We start from the raw sequence: 17,223 nt of genomic DNA on the forward strand, positions 1-17,223 counted from the left end.
CAGCAAAAAATACTAAGTATTTATACTTTCTTAAATGAGTTCTAAAGGTCTAATGGTCGCAGTGACTGCTGGCCTGCTAAGAAAAACCGTTGATTTTGAAACGACGGGTGAGGCTGGTGGGTTCTGGCAGAATGTCACGATAACTAAAGTCAATTAACGAGAATGCTTATTTGGCGAGATTTTCGATGGCGAAATGCAGTTGAATCAATACGGGCAAATTATCGCCGAAGAATGGCAGCGATCTTCCGTAATTCGGAATGAAATCGAATTGGATTTGTGGGTGGTTATGCCCAACCATTTCCACGGAATTGTCATCATTACCGATAACGTAGGGGCGAACGGCCGTTCGCCCCTACCACCATCGATGCAATCCGATTGTTCATCCCTGCCCAATCGTTCGTTCCCACGATCGTCAATGCAACCCAAATCCCTATCATCATTGGTTGCAGGATTCAAATCCGCCACCACCAAACGTATCAATATTGCACGCAATTCCCCCTCTTCCCCAGTGTGGCAGCGCAATTATTACGAACACATCGTTCGCGATGAATCGTCATTCCAAAAGATTCGTCAGTATATCCAAACGAATCCGATCGCATGGAAAATTGACCAACTGCATCCCGATTGTCCGTCTAAATGGTGAGGAGGCAATCGCATTATTATTGGAGAGAATTTAGCGATCGCTTTTTTATTTGTTGAGACGGAAAGGGCGATCGCTGTAAATATTTTTTCAATCTGGGTATTCTCGTAATTGGCTAGCTATCGCTAATATGAAATACGATCTAGAAAAACACCATCGTCGCTCCATCCGACTCCAAGGATACGACTACTCCGCCGCAGGCAGCTATTTCATCACCATTTGCACCTACCAACGCGAATGCCTGTTTGGGGAAATTGTCGATGGGAAAATGCAGTTGAATCAATACGGGCAAATTATCGCCGAAGAATGGCAGCGATCTTCCGTAATCAGGCAGGAAATCGAATTAGATTTGTGGGTGGTCATGCCCAACCATTTCCACGGAATTGTCATCATTACCGACAACGTAGGGGCGAACGGCCGTTCGCCCCTACCACCACCGATGCAATCCGATCGTTCGTCCCTGCCCAATCGTTCGTTTCAACAACCATCAATGCAACCCAAATCCCTATCATCACTGGTTGCAGGATTCAAATCAGCTACCAACAAACGTATTAATATTGCACGCAATTCCCCATCTTCCCCAGTGTGGCAGCGCAATTATTACGAACACATCGTTCGTGATGAATCATCATTCCAAAAGATTCGCCAGTATATCCAAACGAATCCGATCGCATGGGAAATTGATCGACTGCATCCCAACAATCCGTCTAAATGGTGAGGAGGCAGGTCTTCTTATTGGAGAGAATTTAGCGATCGCTTCATTGTGTTTTGAGAAGGGCGATCGCACATGTAATTAGGGAGCGATCGCAAGACAACAACTATCAGAGGGAATTAATTTAATCCCTTTCATGCCAAGGGCGATCGCCTTCGTGACGACCTATTGAGGTTCTGATACAATCAAGTTAGTAAGCTAAAACTTGATATGACGTTAGTAGTTATTGCTGAGCCTGCACCCTTAGAAACTGATGCCGATGGGGTAGTACGAGTTGGTAAAACTCGCGTTACCCTTGATACTGTGATTACAGCTTTCAAGCAAGGAGCAACGGCTGAAGAAATTGTCTACCGCTATTCATCGTTAAAGCTAGCTGACGTATATGCTACGATCGCTTTCTATCTCAACCACCAGCAAGAAGTCGAAGCCTACTTACAACAGAGGCAACAACAGGCAAAAGAGATTCGCAAAATGAATGAGGCAAGGTTCGATCCGCAAGGACTGCGAGATAGACTACTTGCCCGCCAAACAGAGCGATCGGCATGAAATTCCTCGCCGATGAAAATTTTGACAACACAATTGTTCGAGGATTACTGCGCCGCAAACCAGACATTGATATAGTTCGCGTTCAAGACGTTGGCTTGTCCGGCAAGGACGATCCAACAGTATTGGCTTGGGCAGCTCAAGAAAACCGAATATTGCTCACCCATGATGTGGCTACAATTACGCACTATGCCTATGAGCGACTTTCAGCATAGCAATCAATGCCAGGAGTTATTGAGGTTACTTCAGACACTTCTATCGGAAGAATAATCGATGATATTCTCATAATTTTGGCGTGTAGTCTGAAGGGAGAATTAGAAGGTCAAATTCAATAGACCTCTTGCAGATTAGGTTGAGGTTGAGTTGCCAAAGAACCCCAAGATAGGAAAATATCAGGACATAGCAATAACGAAAAAGCGTCCTGATGATGAACTATATAATAGCGCAAACCCTACCTGCTGCACACTTTAAGCGTCGATTTGGTATCGAGACTAATACGTTCAAAGCAATTGTGAAAGTGCTTAAACCAGAGTGGCGAGCAACGCCAACACCTGGAGCCAAGCCTAAACTCGGACTAGAAGACCGCATATTGGTTGCCTTCGAGTATTGGCGGGAATATCGCACCTACTTTCACATCGCCACTAGTTGGGGCATCAGCGAGTCTACAGTTTGTCGAATAGTGCATTGGGTAGAGGAGACTTTAATCCGCTCACGTCGCTTTCGACTACCTGGGAAGCGCCAGTTGGTGCGGGGCTTTGGGATACCTACAGTCGCGATCGTTGATGTGACTGAAACTCGCATTGAGCGTCCTAAGCGGCACCAACGTGCCTTTTATAGCGGCAAACAGAAAGGGCACACGCTCAAATGTCAACTCATAATTGACGCTCTTACTGGGCAGATTATCTGTACGTTTTTCGGCAAGGGGCGACGGCATGATTTCAAGCTGTTCAAAGCTTCTGGCATCCATTTCCATCCTCAAACCGAGAGTTTGCAGGACAAGGGTTATCAAGGCATCCAGAAACTGCATCTCTACTGCCGCTTACCCCACAAGAAACCGAAAGGTGGTCAGCTTACGCCTGAGCAGAAAGCGTTCAACCGCCAACTTGCGCGCCAACGGGTTGGCATTGAGCATGTTAATCGCCGCTTGAAGATCTTCCGCATCTTATCTGGACGCTATCGCAATCGTCGTCACCGCTTTGGTTTGCGTTGCAATCTAATTGCTGGTCTCTACAATTTTGAACGCTCTCAAGGCTCCTCAGTTGGCTAATTTGCAAGAGGTCTAATACCTTCCTTGGTAACTGGTTGTAACAGCCCCCTTTATGCAACTGATGGGCCATTGGGAGCGATGAACCAACAATCGCTATCCATTATTTCAAAGAGAGGAGGGGATCGCATTATTACCTTTGGGGAGAATTTAGCGATCGCTACAAAATTAAGGTTGAATAATGTCGAAGGAATCGCGATCGCTAATCCGATAGAACAAAAAATCCGAATCGAGCGTGAGAATTTGATGATATCCCGTTTTCTCAGCAGCCAGAACTAGAGTTGCATCAGCTAAATCCATTGGGCGATCGCGATACTGTTCCATCAACTCTATTAAACGACCGTAATCGCTTTCCTGAACTTCGTAGACTACCAACAGTTTCTCTAAAAGAAGTTGTCCCAACTTTTGCTGCATCTGCCATCCACTACGGTGAAGCGCAAGATACATGGCTTCTGTCAAGCAAGGCCAAGTTGTGACGAGCGGTTTTTTAAGACGTGAAATTGCGCTCTTGTAAGGATCGTGTTTTGGCTGAGTGCGATCCACTAGACACAGCAAGACTCCTGCATCGCAAAGAATCATAACTCAAGACCTTGTTGACGAAACTTGTTTAGCAGAAGTTGCTGATATTCACTGGTTAACTTAGTTGGAGACACTTCCAAGCGCTCGACAGACTCAAACCATTGCGTCCATGCTTGTGAGATGTTCTCCTGCGACTCGTCGTTGTTTTTTTCGCACTTATGTTTAAGCATTACAAAGTCAATAAAGTCACTGACTTCCTGCAAAATTGATTCAGGCAAATGCTGTAACTTAGCAATTGTAGCTTCGCGAATGGCCATGAGAAAAACCTCTCCTAAAATCCTTTATCTTCATCAGAACTATAAAGATTAATAACGACTCTACTAGACCTATAAATACCAGTTTACATTAGCAATTAATGTGCGATCGCTATTTGTTGCAACGAGAGGGAGCGATCGCTTTAAATATTTTTTCAATCTGGGTATTCTGATGATTGGCTAAATACCGCCAATATGAAATACAATCCAGAAAAACACCATCGCCGTTCTATCCGACTCAAAGGATACGACTACTCCGCCGCAGGCAGCTATTTTATCACCATTTGCACCCATCAACGCGAATGCTTGTTTGGTGAAATTTCCAATGGTGAAATGCATTTAAATCAATACGGGCAAATTATCGCCGAAGAATGGCAGCGATCGTCCGTAATTCGGCAGGAAATCGAATTGGATTTGTGGGCGATCATGCCCAACCATTTTCACGGAATTGTCATCATTACCGACAACGTAGGGGCGAACGGCCGTTTGCCCCTACTACCACCACCGATGCAATCCGATCCTTCTTCCCTGCCCGATCGTACGTTCGCACGATCGTCAATGCAACCTAAATCTCTATCATCATTGATTGCGGGATTCAAATCCGCTACCACCAAACATATCAATATTGCACGCAATTCCCCATCTTCCCCTGTATGGCAGCGCAATTATTACGAACATATCATTCGCGATGAAACATCATGCCAAAAGATTCGCCAGTATATCCAAACAAATCCGATCGCATGGGAAATCGATCGACTGCATCCCAATAACCCGTCAAAATGGTGAGGAGGCGATCGCATTATTATTATACGTAAGTTCGATGAAACTCAGTATCTAGAAGCTTTACAAAATAAGGGATTCAAAGATATAGCCTAGATAAACTTTTCAGGATTTATTGAGCATAAGTTCAACAACATACGAAATGGGAATACTCAAGTTCCTTGAGTCTATGACTTCCCAAGCTTATATTTCCTAGAGTTGGAAGTTGCTACAGAGCGCGACCTTTGCCCTTTGTGTTTCTGGTTTGCCCGAGGCCGGAACCAGGACTGCCAAACCCAGTTGAGGATGCTTTGCAGCATCTCTGCCAGTTCTTGGGCTGCTTTCCCAATTTGCCTGATGAGCTTTGGTTTTGGAGTTGGCGCTGAATTAGAACGCGGACGAGCGGGATTGCGCCTTACCCGCTGGGCTTGAGGATTTGCAGCAGAGCGATTCGATCGATCGCTGCTATAACTATACGAATTAGAGGGCAGTCGCTCTGCATCTTCACCAAATTCATCAAATGCGCGGGGTTGGCGATAGGCAGCATTGGCTAAGTGCGTTTCCAATTCCTCGTTTGTGGGTATATGGTGCAGGTTGGAACCCGTTTCAAAAATCTCAGTCTGGCGTTTGGGAAACTCCGGTAGCATCAGAATGGGTAGCTGCACTGGTGGTGCGATCGCGGCCTCTTGTATGGTTTCTGATAATGTTTCATCGCTCAGACCTTGCAGAGTCCAGTTGCGATTTGCTTTCGGCCCGCCCAGGCGCAAACAGTTACCAGCGTGATCGAGGATCAAAGCTTTGCCAGTTGGTTTGGGGCGCAGGCCGCGACCCACCATTTGCAGGTGCAGGGCAACGGATTGAGTAGGACGGCAAAGCTGAACTACTTCAATTTCTGGTAAATCGAAGCCTTCTGTAAACAGGTTGACATTCGTGAGTACCTGCGTAGAACCCCTACGAAAGCGATCCAAGATTTCCCGTCTTTGTTTGACTGGTGTTTCGCTGTCAATATGTTCGGCGGCAATTCCAGCTTTTTGGTAGCTGGCGGCGATCGCTTTGGCATGGTCGATATTAATCGCAAATACAACGCAGCGTTTGCCTCTGGCGTGCTTGAGATAGGCATCGATGGCGCGACCCGCCACGTAACGGCGATCGATTTGGGTTGCCAGATCGCCAGTATTAAAGTCCCCGCCTGTAATCCGAATGCCCTCTTGAGGTAGAAAACTATCCGGCGTAAGGACATCGTAGTCAGCCAGATAACCATGCCAGATTAGTTCTGGCACCGATGGCCCCAAGACTAAGGCATTGTAAAGGCGATCGAATCCGCGCCCGTCTAAGCGCGAGGGTGTAGCGGTTACCCCTAATACATAGGTATGGGGCAGGCTAGCCAGAATTTTGAGATAGCTGGGCGCAAGGGACAGGTGAGCTTCATCAACGATTACCAGACTAGTATCAGGTAGTTCGATCTGCTGCTGCTCGATGCGCTTGACTAAAGTTTGCACGGAGGCGCATTGAATTAAGCGATCGAGGTTAAGCGATCGTCCTGCTTTAATCGTGCCGACTCGCGACTGAGTCACCTGTTCGAGTGTTGTTTGTGCCTGTAAAAGTAATTCTTCGCGGTGCACGAGCAGGAGAACGCGCTCCTCGCGATCGAAAAAATCGCGGGCAATCTGGCTAAAAGTGCGAGTTTTGCCCGACCCAGTTGGCATTGACAAAAGCACAGAGCGATTACCACTGCGCCACTCGCGATAAATGTCCTGAATAACCCTAACCTGGTAGTCACGCAGACCTTTCATAATTTGCTTAACCTAGTTGCTGCCAGTTCGACAGAACAGGATACTGCATAAAATCAATTTCAACCATTGCCGTATAGGGAACCTATGCCACTAATATGATTTTGCGCTATTTCACAAATTTTTCAGTACGACAGATCGGTAGTTTCAGCAATAGTGGGATAAGTTCGGATGTTGTTGGTTTGGAAATTTGTAAAGCTCGGACTACCCCGTAACACTTTCAACTGACTTTGCCACCCCGTCAGCTACTTTTATAGCTATAGCCAACAGGCTTAGGACGGGGTGCAGGGGTTCCACCCCTGCGTGGGGGCGCAGCCCCCACACCCCCCCTGTCCTAACAGAATCTGTCTAGGCTATAGTTAAGGCGGCGGCAATATGCTTGTGGGTGCTAGTCGCGGCATGTGGTTGCGCAACGGAAGATTCCAGCATTTTATGAGTTGATGGAAGCTGTCTATCAGGTGAAGCTTCTTGATGGCTGATTCCACCGACTTCGGTTCCCAATCGATCGATGATGCTTCTTCAAAATGGTAAATTGGCACGATCGCTTCCAGGCTTGAGAACCTTTCGCGATCCGATGCATGTCCGGAGGCGCTATTTTGCGGGTAAAATACAATAACCGGAATTCCCATCGCAATAGCAGGCAACGCACAGTGCAGCATGGTCGTTACTATCAGTCTCGCACGGTTTTGATAGGTGTTTAATAGGGGAGCATCTCAGTTTTGCAAGGCAAGGTTAAGAGAGCCATTAAGGTAAGCAGAACGGTGTTTGAGGACTTGTGGCACATTATCACGGTTCCATTGAGCGCCAGAGATTTTGATGCGTCTAGCGATTTGCTTAACAGCAGATTCCACTGCGCCAGAACCAATAGAGCAAATCTGCTCGGTTTGGAAATACCAATAATCAGGAATACGATGGCGATGCTTGTGCAGATAAGCAATAAAATTGATGCTCTGAGGACTAGCTAAGTGATTGAGCTCAGCAATAGCTGCAGTCACATTACCCCGCCACAAAAAAGCTTCGACCCCAGTCAAAAGTTGAGCTGTAGCCTCAATTTTATGCAGGTTTTCCACCAAATGGAACCAGTCCAAGATTTCATAGCGACTATCAGGTATAGAGATCTGGGCAATAATATTCCAAATCCCATCATGTCCATCCCCAATACAGGTAACCATATCTGCTAAAGGCTGTCGATTTACCCAGTCTGTTAAGGCAATGTTATCTTGAAATGTGGCAAATATGGCTTGTCCATGCAAGTTCACAGCTTTATAGTCCTTCCACTCACTTGGCTGTCCAAGTGGCGTGCGCAGTCTGATTCTGCCTCCATCGACACTTAATTCCTCGACCGACTCTTCTACCTCTAGGGGGCTAAATTCATGGCGATGCACCAGGCGCTGTTGTGTACTGCGCGATATTTGCACTCCCATCAACATGGCTAAGTCTTTGGCGGCTTGTTCGTAGGATACATTCGCACTCAAGATCAGGCTACATCTTTCCACATACGGGCTCACCTGGCTATAGGGGGCTACTTTGAGCTTCTGCGCTTGCTTTTGCGTGAGGTGGAGCTGTCCGATGCTGCTTTGCACTCGCCTGCGGCGTCCTGCTTCTGTGCCCGTAACTGTGCGGATAAAAAACTCCCTATTTCTGGGCTGACATGTTCGAGGATTTGCTGCCGCACAGCGATTTCGATCCCTTCCAAGCTGGTTAGTTGTTCCGATGGTGTATTCTGATAAAGGATGGCGGCAATAGCTTGAACGTGCGCTTGCATTTCTTTTTCCTGCTCTGGAGTCATGGTTGCTCTCCTTGGGGTTGGTTTCTCGTATTCCTATCTTCTGATTTCTTCCCCCTTTTGGCTACCCATCTATATTAAGCATTATTACTCAGTGCAAAGTTGAGATGCTCCCTTTAATAGACTGGTTGCCGCTTCAAGGTTTTGTTTAAATCCTCTTTGTTCGACGTAGTGACAAATATATGTCGCGTTTGATAGTTCAGGAGGTAATATCGATAGAATTTGCCGATCGCGAGAAACAACGAAAACCTCAGTCTGTTGTTTCGGATTTGCGATCCGTCGCGGGAAACTCAGTGTCAAGCAATCGCTGAGAAAGCATTCAATGCCATGAGAACGCAGCAATTCAAGCGTGTAAAGGTCTCTACAGCCTATCGGGGAGTGTTGTCGGTAATATTCGAGCGCTTGCTCCGATATCAGCTCCGGGCACTGGGATAGACGGATATGGAAACCAATAAAGACAGGGGCTAGGGCAGACCCCGGCGGCCACTGCAATCCGTTTGTCTTAAACCAACCGTTAATCAAAATTGGATAAGGCCCATGCGCTGCAGGCAGAGTCGAGCAGGAGAGAATGTCATTGTCGCGATCGACATAAAGAGTAGGTCTTCGCGATGTTCGCTCGATCAGTCGTCTAGCTGCCAGGATTTGGATATGATCGCCAAGATTCTGAGTTGAAACGCTCAATGAAGCGATCGGTTTAGTATTGACAATTCCGCTTATATTTCTTGCGGCTTCCGGCAAGAAAGGATCGGGGAGGTCTTGCATGAGTTGCGTTACAAGAGATTTGTCATTGCGTGCAGCTTCGTTGTATCGATAGGTGAGTTTGGATACTGCTGGAGGAGAAATAAGCGCTTTCTCGATCGCTTCGCTGCGATCCTCCAGTAGACCGATCTCCTGAAACCTGTGCGAGTCAACGGCACTGACTTTCGGCACCCGGTTCCAATGCTCGTTACACTGAGGATCGGATTTGCATAGATCGGCGAATAGGTCGTGGAACCAAAAATAGTTATCAGTTCGATCGTTGGTTTCCCAGAAATTAACGACTGAGGCATGCCAGCGCTCCATCAGTAGATTTCCTTCTACTGCTGCAATGAACCAGCTCGACAGCATGCGATCCGATGCGGGGCGATCGAATGCAAAGAATCCCTCAAGTGTAACGCCCCAAATCCAGGTGTCGAGCGGGCGATGGCAAAGAACGGTCGCATCGACCCAAATACCCCCATATTCGTGTAACAACAGGGATCGAACGATATCTGACATGGAAGCTGCCGTGATGGCTTTGCCTTCTAGACATGGCAACTCCACATACCGCTGGAAGGAGTTGGCATCCAACGCACGAATTTCCCAGTCAGGGTTGCGGCACTGCCAGCTTGCCAAGCACTTACGCACGAGCCAAGGAGCGCGATCCCACCCTTGTAACCAACACATCCATATTACCTTGTTGAAAGCATACCTCTGTAGCCTACTCTTTGCAGTGGTGGCGATTCTATGGGGCACTTTTTCAAAGGTGTGGATCGCCGATACGCTTGACTGCATGACTCGTCCGCGCGGTGCATTTATCAGGCAGTCTCGTCGCTCTATATCCAGTTTGTTAGGGTCTTGTCCGTACTCGATCAGTGGATAACGGCTGAGTTTGTCACCAATTGCCCTACGGATAGCTTGAAACGGTGGAGATTCGATGCCTCGCGTTTCAACCCAGCGATTCATTTCAGTAGCATTGACATAAAACATGACCAGAACCTCTCGGTCGATAGTCGATGCAAACCCATGATATGAATAGAAATGAGGTGCAAAAACGCACGCAGAATTGGAATGATATCGTGCGACATAGTGTGGATTAAGCTGCTTGTCGTAAAGAACCGTAGCATTGTACCGCTCAGTATCTTCATCTACTTCAAACTCAGGAACATAAAACACAAAGGAAAGGAATTTCGGCGGAATGTCAACGTGAATATTTTGGAAACGCCCAGCCGCCGTATACATATACTCAAACTCTGTGTGAATCTGGAGAGACGCGGCAAGCTCTGGCGTTACAGCAACGAAGAAATGCTGAAGGAACGCTGATTTCACGGTGTTGTCCGAGAAGATGGCGCGCAGGTACTGCGTCTCGATGTCTTCATTATTGACCAATGAAAATCGCTTGTTTACAAATTGGTCGCTGTCTTGCGTGCGGTCGATTAGTGCGCTGTGGTACTTGTGCTGAAGCATTCTCGATCGGACTGCTGTGTAAAGAGCAGGGGGCAGTACGCGATCGATGTAAAGGTGTCGAAAGGGATTTTTCTCAGGCACTGCAGATTCGACAGCCCCAATTATATATTGCTTGAATTCACCAAGCTGGGTTGGGTTTATTTTGTCTCCAAGCGGCGAGCTGACAGTTATTAGCGGATCGAAACCTGTTTCCACAAAATTATCCCTTCTATCTTAGAACTCTAAGGAATGCTGACTTGGCCAACTTTATAGGGTTTTTTAGCTAAGAATGGGTTTTATCGATCGGAGTGGAAGGGTGGAACCCCTTCTTGGGAGCAGCGCCCCCAACTCCCCTACTTCAATCTGAAAACCGCTATAAGTGCTACGTTGTCTGAACGAAATCTGTGATGACTATTGTACCTGCACTTTCCACGATCGCGCATTGGACGATGGAACATAGAAATGAGTCAGGAAGATATAGCTAAATTCGAGGCGATCGCTGGGGCTATGCTACGCGATCTTAGCTATGAAACTGGCAGACAATCGCAAGTACCTCGCCTAGCTCGAATTCAAGCAGATCTAGAACGATCGTGCTCTGGACTAAAATTAAACTAGACTTAGAACAGCTAAAGCTTAGATAAAAATCATGCTGGTATGATGTCAGCCCCAAAGCCGCTTGTAAGTGTCATTATTCCTGTCTACAATGGCGATCGCTACATTGCCCAAGCCATAGAGAGCATACTGGCTCAAACCTATACCAACTACGAAATTATCGTTATTGATGACGGTTCTACAGATAACACTCGCGATCGCTTGCAACCTTACTGGCATCAAATCCGCTACTTCTATCAAGAAAATCAGGGGGTAGCGGCAGCTCGCAATCGCGGTATTAGTGAAAGCAATGGGGAACTGGTTGCTTTTCTAGATCAAGATGATTTTTTCTTGCCCCACAAACTGGAGGTGCAAGTAGCTGGCTGGGATGCTAACCCTTTGTTGGCTATTGTAAATAGCGGGTGGCGCGTAGTCGATCTTGACGGTAGAGAGATTAGCGATCCGGAGATATGGCGAAATTTTCCTCATTTAACCGTCGAAGACTGGATAATTTGGAAGCCTGTATTTATAGGTGCGATGCTATTTGAACGGGAATGGTTAGCAAGGGTCGGCAGCTTTGACACTAGATTAAGCCAGACACCCGATATCGATCTCGCGCTCAGATTAGTAGTAACAGGCTGTCAGTCTGCTTGGGTAGCGCAATCTACGGTTTGCTACCGCCAGCACGACCGGAACGCCTCGCGAGATGTGCTAGCACAGGCGAAGGAATTGGAAATCGTTCTAGATCGGTTGTTTAGCCACCCCAATCTCACCCCTGAGATCGGATCGCTCGAACGGCGATCGCGCTATCAAAGTCTGGTGTGGAGTGCAGCTAAGCTATATCATCATGGTGATGAGTCTGGCACGATCCATTACTTAGAAAAATCGGCGGACTACAGTCCGTACTGCTTTACTGAAATGGTTCTAGATTGGCTCTATCAATTTAGAGACTATGCGCTAGCATATGGGCATCAATTCGACACCTATGCTTTAAGTAGTTCGAGGGGATGGATAAAGCTTATGAATTCTCTGCTTTGCACTGCCCCCACATTTGCTCAAACCTAATGGAGAAGCCTGTAATGTCAAAATCTTCACCTTTGATTATTGCCAGTATGCATCGCTCGGGTAGCTCTCTCGTAGCTTCTTTACTCCAGAGTGCGGGGTTGCAAATTGGTGAAAGGTTGATGGAAGCGGCTAGAGATAATAATATCAAAGGTTTTTTTGAAAATCTTGATTTTGTGGAATTTCACATGGAGCTACTTCGCTCTCATGAACTCGAGCGAAATGGTTGGACTCTCCAGAAAAAAATTAAAGTTAGCGATATTTTTATCGATCGCGCTAAGCAGATCGTCGATCGAAATTCAACAGATGAATATTGGGGATGGAAAGATCCGCGAACAACTCTGTTCCTGAAATTTTGGGCAGAATTACTCCCTGGAGCAAAATATCTACTGGTCTTTCGCTCGCCTTGGGAAGTAGTAGATTCGCTATATCGGCGTGGCGATCTACACTTTCAAACACAGCCAGAGTTAGCCGTCAAAATGTGGGCGCACTACAACAAAAAAATCCTCAAGTTTGTCAATTGCTTTCCTCATCGATGTCTGTTGGCAAATATTAGAACTATAGTCGATAATCAAAAAAGCTGGATCGAAGCAATTAACCAGAAATTTCATGTTTGTCTCGATGTGCCAAATAGTCAGATTTATGAGCCTTCCCTATTACAGTCTCAAACCACAAATAGTTGTAGATCCGCTTTAATCGAGCAGCACTTCCCCAAGGCAATAGTCCTTTACAAAAGGCTAAATACCCTGGCATGGTACCCCAATCGCCAAGCTTTTGCCGAACGGCAATCGGAACTATCCGATCGCGTTTCTAGCGATCGGTCTATGTTTTTTGCGGACTGGCGCAATCTCCGCGTGCTGGAAGTGCGGAATCGCGATCTAGAAGTGCAGTTGCAACAAACTGACGCTATGCTGAAACAGTCACAAGCACAAATATGTGAAACCCAAACAGCTTTAGAGCGATCGCAGGAACAAGTACGCGAAACTGAAACAGTTTTAGAACAATCTCAGTCTCAACTACACGAAGCTGAAGCAGCATTAGAGCAATATCAATATGAGTTACATGAAATAGAAGCAGTTCTGGAGCAATCTCAGACCCAATTACACGAAACTGAGACTGTTCTCGATCGATCTCAAATACAACTTCATCAAGCTTACATAGAACTGGAACAAACTAAAACTCAGCTTCAGCAGACCAAAGTAAACTTGGAATACAAAGAAGAGCAGTTAGAGCGATTGCGGTTACAGTATCTTATTGGGAGCGATTCAACAAGAGAAAAGCATATACAATACGAACTCTTGGTGTGGGATGCTTGGTATGCTTACCAAAGCAACGAGCTAACTAAAATGCAAGAACTCTTGAAGCGATCGCTGCGATGTACTCCTTTTTCATTGACTGAAACCCTTTTAAAGTGGCTAGAGAGCTTTACCAACTTCTCCACAGAGAAAGGTCATAGATTTGACTCATATTCTCTGACAAGCTCAGAGGAGTGGAAGCAGCTAACAAGGCGTGCTACGATCGTTAAGAACAGTAGTAATTTACTTGAGAAGGGCGAAGTTGTTACTATTCGATGAGAATACAAATTGATTCAGGGTTAGCGCGCAAATATTACCAATCGAGATTGCAAACATAAAATCTAAGGAGCAAATCTATGCAGGTCGCACTAAAGCAAATAGTTGTTCCCTCTGGCGAGAAATTACTGATGAAAGATGTCAGTTGGCAGATGTACGAGCAAATTTTAGACGAGTTGGGCGAACATCGTACGGCACGGATTAATTACAGTCAAGGAATACTGGAAATTATGTCATCTCTACCAGAGCATGAAGTGAGTAAGGTAATTATTGGTAACTTTGTAGAGATTATCCTGGAAGAACTGGATATTGAGTTTTGGAGTCTAGGTTCTACTACGTTCAAACGAGAGCTGATGAATGCTGGTTTGGAAGCTGACGACTGTTTCTATATAGAGAATGAAGCCCGCGTTCGCGGTAAGGACAGGATCGATCTAGAATCAGATCCGCCTCCCGATCTAGCAATTGAGATCGCTCTTACTTCTCGAACAAAGTTAGATAATTACGAGAAGCTTGGCGTTCGCGAACTGTGGCGCTTCAATGGCAAAAAGCTCGAAATTAATATATTGCAAGATACCAAATATATTCAGTCAAACAGTAGCTTTCATTTTCCAAATATTTCTGTAGGGGAAGCGATCCCTCGATACTTGGAGACAAGTAAAACTGAAGGAAGAAATAAAACAATGAAATCTTTTCGAGCTTGGATTCGAGAGCAAATTCAACACCTAAATAGAAATTAAGAAGGAATAACTTAAGCAATTACAAGGTAGTTGTGAGTCAAGGTAATAAGAGTAATATCTGACATCTGCGCAAAGTGAGGAGTTTAACTTATGCCGTATTTAATTCAGTAAAGGAGTATGCTATGCCTAGCAAAGACGATTTTCATAATATTGAATCTAAAAAGAATACTGACCCATTGACTGGAATAGATGTTACTTCTAGAATAAATCATTGGGTAGATAACCAAACTAAAGACCTACATGGTTTGGGTGCAGGTTACGTACAACAGCAGCCTGCTAGCGAAATGCTGATCGATTCGCTAGTAATGCTTAATCCGCATGAATTCACGGATGAATTTTTTATTCAGGCTACCCAAAGCCTTAGCAGTAAAGATTTCACGAGAGCTACCTACAAGGTTTATCTAAGACGCGAGCCAGAGCATCTCATACTTCCACATATTGATGAGGGAATCAATGCTCGAGCCCAATTTCTCGAAAGAGTTCGCGAGTCGCCCGAATACCGTTTTTTGTGGGTTTCTCGCAAGAAAAAAAGAAATCTTTTATTTCCATTTCTATACTTGCCTAACAAACTTGCCACCAACATTCTCATTATAGTTCTGTCAAGCTTTTCACCTTTTCGACTTAGCGATCGATGCTTTGCGAGACTAACATATGTTCTTGATGGTAAAAGTTTTGTTAGAGTTGCCTATCTCACCTACTTAAAACGCGAACCCGATCGCTTGATTACAATTGGGAAAGAAGTAGCGCAGCGTATGCAATTGCTCAGCGATATTAGACACTCTTCAGAGTTTATAAGGTATTGGAATCTTTCTTAATTCTATTCCCCAGACAAATTCAATATTTTTTCCTTAGCCACAAACTCCCTCCACTATATAACTCACCTCTGAGTAAATGCCTAACTAACTCAGGATACTTAAAAGCCGCATAAGAACAACTAAAAACTATATCAAAATTATACGAGTATGTTAAAAGAGCTCGTACAAGGTATTGCTCATTCCAACTCCTCCGTTCTTCAATAATCCATTGTTCGGGATAGTCTCTAGGAAGGAAAATGTCATGAATGTGAATAAACACGCCTTCGCTCAAGCGCGGCAAGATTTCAAAATATAGGTAATTTACATCACTTCCTGTTTTACTTACATGAGAGGAGTCAATAAACAAAACATCACCACTTTTCAAGTTTGCAAACGTAGATACTGGGAGATCTTCAACTTTCTCCTGAATAAGACAGCTAATACCTTGAAAGAGTATATCTTCTAATAAAAAACTAGGAGGATATGGTTCTATACAGATAAATTCCAGTTGACTTTTAAGAAAGCGACAATTTACATCCGCAATTAACAATGAGGAATAACCAGAACCAACTTCAATCATGCGCTGTGGGCTTAGATAGCGTAGCATTGCGAAAAGAACTCGGGAATCAAGCCATCCAAACTGGGGATTATTTGTATGGTAAATGGCTTTATCCTGTTTTTCAGATGGGTAATCATAATTGGCTAGATACTTCGGAAATACTTCAGATAGTAAGGTTTTGTGACTTAAATCATTAAAATCAATCCCCAAAACCTCAGGCTTAGACATCCAAATTTTATCTCTAGATTTTTTTACGTCCTCGATGTTAACAATCGGGGAGTAGAAGTGACCTTCTGGGAAGGGACATACTCCTACAATTTTAGGTCGCTCTAGAAAATTATTATTTGTGCATAATCCATTTGACGTTACATCAGGTAGGCGTACGCAAAATTCTGGAGTTAGATGTTTGTAAATCTTAGTTCTTGATACACTTACCTTAGTCATAGCTGCTATCATTTGTGTAGGTTTTATTTTGCCAATTTCGATGTAATAATTATCCAAACGAGCAACAAAATCTATAAAGTAGCAATCATGGGGATTGTCAACTTTGAAATTATGTCCGAAACAGCGATCTATAAAAACGTTGATTAAGTTTGCAAAACCTAAAAAACTATCAAACTTAAATTTTTTTAAAAGCAGTGGTAAGATATCTTGCGAGCGAATACCCTCAAACCCCTCTACAGAGCAATCCCAATTTTCATAGATAAATTCAAATCGATTTAGTAGGTGGTTCCACTTGTGTCTGTCTTCTAATACAGACCATAATGGAAGTAAGATTTCTAATGCTTCAGGCCAGTACATATGCCCGTTCCTACCAATCATATCATGACTTAAAAAAAATCCTAAATCATCTAATGCGACATAGATTTTGTCAAACAAGATCTCTAAATTTACAAAATGGTGCAGACTTTGATTAGCAATAATGATTTGATACTTCTCGTTAACTTCCCAGCTATTAATATCAGTTTCTATAAAATCAAATTGAGATAGTAAGTGGTATTCTAAAATAAGTTGTTTAGCTCTTTCCAGCATATGATGGTTAATATCTATGCAGGTAAAGGTAAAGTTAGTAATATTTTTCTTTAGAAGTGCCAGGGCTAAAGCTATTTCTGTATCGCAATTGCCAGCACCTAAACTTAAGATTGTACAGGTTGATGTTGGATCTTGCACCGCAACCTGTTCTATATAGCTTATATAGAAATTTTGAAGGTTACTAAAGCCAAGTGAATTGAGTCGAGGAAGTAAATAATTATGCGACCAATAATGAAAGATTGGAGGTAAATCATGAACATTTGCGACCTCTTTATAATACTCAATTTCCTGTTGGATTTTTTCACTATATGACATAAAATTTAAGGTAAGTTTGGGATAACATTCAAGCCAGAATATTTTATTTCG

At 44.5% G+C, this 17,223-nt stretch carries 18 protein-coding genes and 1 pseudogene; 12 read left to right on the top strand and 7 right to left on the bottom strand.

The features are described from left to right. Window positions 1-34: 34 nt before the first annotated feature. From PSE6802_RS35135 to PSE6802_RS0100365, 6 genes and pseudogenes are all read left to right on the top strand, one after another. Entirely contained in the window at window positions 35-157 is a 123-nt protein-coding gene (locus PSE6802_RS35135) for a hypothetical protein (RefSeq protein WP_019498083.1), read from the top strand. A gap of 36 nt (window positions 158-193) precedes the next feature. Further along, window positions 194-643 (top strand): transposase, encoded by a 450-nt coding sequence (locus PSE6802_RS32950; protein WP_019498084.1) that lies wholly within the window; start codon window positions 194-196, stop codon window positions 641-643. Between the two features lie 127 nt (window positions 644-770). Continuing rightward, a complete protein-coding gene (locus tag PSE6802_RS0100350; RefSeq protein WP_019498085.1) occupies window positions 771-1,358 on the top strand; it encodes a transposase in 588 nt (195 codons plus the stop codon). Window positions 1,359-1,562: 204 nt separating this feature from the next. Continuing rightward, window positions 1,563-1,898 carry a DUF433 domain-containing protein gene (locus tag PSE6802_RS0100355; protein WP_019498086.1) on the top strand — a complete coding sequence of 112 codons (336 nt, stop codon included), beginning with the start codon at window positions 1,563-1,565 and terminating at the stop codon, window positions 1,896-1,898. Beyond that, window positions 1,895-2,230 (top strand): annotated as a pseudogene (locus PSE6802_RS35690) (DUF5615 family PIN-like protein). Before PSE6802_RS0100355 ends, PSE6802_RS35690 begins: the two are co-directional and overlap by 4 nt. A 92-nt stretch (window positions 2,231-2,322) precedes the next feature. After that, window positions 2,323-3,162 (top strand): IS5 family transposase, encoded by an 840-nt coding sequence (locus PSE6802_RS0100365; RefSeq protein ID WP_019498088.1) that lies wholly within the window; start codon window positions 2,323-2,325, stop codon window positions 3,160-3,162. A 165-nt stretch (window positions 3,163-3,327) separates the two neighbouring features. Here the strand turns inward: PSE6802_RS0100365 and PSE6802_RS0100370 are convergent, their stop codons facing one another. Beyond that, complete coding sequence (locus PSE6802_RS0100370) at window positions 3,328-3,738, bottom strand: type II toxin-antitoxin system VapC family toxin (protein ID WP_019498089.1); 411 nt, start codon at window positions 3,736-3,738, stop codon at window positions 3,328-3,330. Beyond that, window positions 3,735-3,995 carry a hypothetical protein gene (locus tag PSE6802_RS0100375; RefSeq protein WP_019498090.1) on the bottom strand — a complete coding sequence of 87 codons (261 nt, stop codon included), beginning with the start codon at window positions 3,993-3,995 and terminating at the stop codon, window positions 3,735-3,737. Before PSE6802_RS0100375 ends, PSE6802_RS0100370 begins: the two co-directional genes overlap by 4 nt. Window positions 3,996-4,187: 192 nt before the next feature. On the opposite strand from PSE6802_RS0100375, the gene PSE6802_RS0100380 reads away from it, so the two are divergent. Beyond that, a complete protein-coding gene (locus PSE6802_RS0100380; RefSeq protein ID WP_019498091.1) occupies window positions 4,188-4,778 on the top strand; it encodes a transposase in 591 nt (196 codons plus the stop codon). A gap of 161 nt (window positions 4,779-4,939) precedes the next feature. Here PSE6802_RS0100380 and PSE6802_RS27165 read toward each other — a convergent pair whose 3' ends face one another. The 4 genes from PSE6802_RS27165 to PSE6802_RS0100400 form a co-directional block, all read right to left on the bottom strand. After that, a complete protein-coding gene (locus PSE6802_RS27165) occupies window positions 4,940-6,544 on the bottom strand; it encodes a DEAD/DEAH box helicase (RefSeq protein WP_019498092.1) in 1,605 nt (534 codons plus the stop codon). Window positions 6,545-6,900: 356 nt separating this feature from the next. After that, window positions 6,901-7,200, bottom strand: a complete 300-nt coding sequence (locus tag PSE6802_RS32955) for a hypothetical protein (RefSeq protein WP_156815357.1) — start codon at window positions 7,198-7,200, stop codon at window positions 6,901-6,903. A 54-nt stretch (window positions 7,201-7,254) separates the two neighbouring features. After that, window positions 7,255-8,330, bottom strand: a protein-coding gene (locus tag PSE6802_RS0100390) for an ISKra4 family transposase (RefSeq protein ID WP_156815358.1) whose coding sequence is annotated in 2 segments (ribosomal slippage) — window positions 7,255-8,172 and window positions 8,175-8,330 — 1,074 coding nt in all. Because the reading frame shifts where the segments join, the coding sequence is not laid out codon by codon here. Window positions 8,331-8,414: 84 nt separating this feature from the next. Then, on the bottom strand, window positions 8,415-10,727 hold the full coding sequence (locus PSE6802_RS0100400; protein WP_019498095.1) for a capsular polysaccharide synthesis protein: 2,313 nt from the start codon (window positions 10,725-10,727) through the stop codon (window positions 8,415-8,417). A gap of 246 nt (window positions 10,728-10,973) precedes the next feature. On the opposite strand from PSE6802_RS0100400, the gene PSE6802_RS32960 reads away from it, so the two are divergent. From PSE6802_RS32960 to PSE6802_RS0100425, 5 genes are all read left to right on the top strand, one after another. Next, window positions 10,974-11,126, top strand: a complete 153-nt coding sequence (locus PSE6802_RS32960; protein WP_019498096.1) for a hypothetical protein — start codon at window positions 10,974-10,976, stop codon at window positions 11,124-11,126. A 39-nt stretch (window positions 11,127-11,165) separates the two neighbouring features. After that, window positions 11,166-12,167, top strand: a complete 1,002-nt coding sequence (locus tag PSE6802_RS0100410) for a glycosyltransferase family 2 protein (RefSeq protein ID WP_202950661.1) — start codon at window positions 11,166-11,168, stop codon at window positions 12,165-12,167. A gap of 14 nt (window positions 12,168-12,181) precedes the next feature. Beyond that, window positions 12,182-13,738, top strand: a complete 1,557-nt coding sequence (locus PSE6802_RS30590; RefSeq protein ID WP_019498098.1) for a sulfotransferase — start codon at window positions 12,182-12,184, stop codon at window positions 13,736-13,738. Between the two features lie 77 nt (window positions 13,739-13,815). Further along, complete coding sequence (locus PSE6802_RS0100420; protein ID WP_019498099.1) at window positions 13,816-14,472, top strand: Uma2 family endonuclease; 657 nt, start codon at window positions 13,816-13,818, stop codon at window positions 14,470-14,472. A gap of 122 nt (window positions 14,473-14,594) precedes the next feature. Further along, a complete protein-coding gene (locus PSE6802_RS0100425; protein WP_019498100.1) occupies window positions 14,595-15,287 on the top strand; it encodes a hypothetical protein in 693 nt (230 codons plus the stop codon). A gap of 19 nt (window positions 15,288-15,306) precedes the next feature. On the opposite strand, the gene PSE6802_RS30595 is transcribed toward PSE6802_RS0100425, so the two are convergent. Continuing rightward, window positions 15,307-17,172 (bottom strand): class I SAM-dependent methyltransferase, encoded by a 1,866-nt coding sequence (locus PSE6802_RS30595; RefSeq protein ID WP_019498101.1) that lies wholly within the window; start codon window positions 17,170-17,172, stop codon window positions 15,307-15,309. Window positions 17,173-17,223 lie beyond the last annotated feature (51 nt).

Source organism: Pseudanabaena sp. PCC 6802, assembly GCF_000332175.1.
Lineage (GTDB): Bacteria > Cyanobacteriota > Cyanobacteriia > Pseudanabaenales > Pseudanabaenaceae > PCC-6802.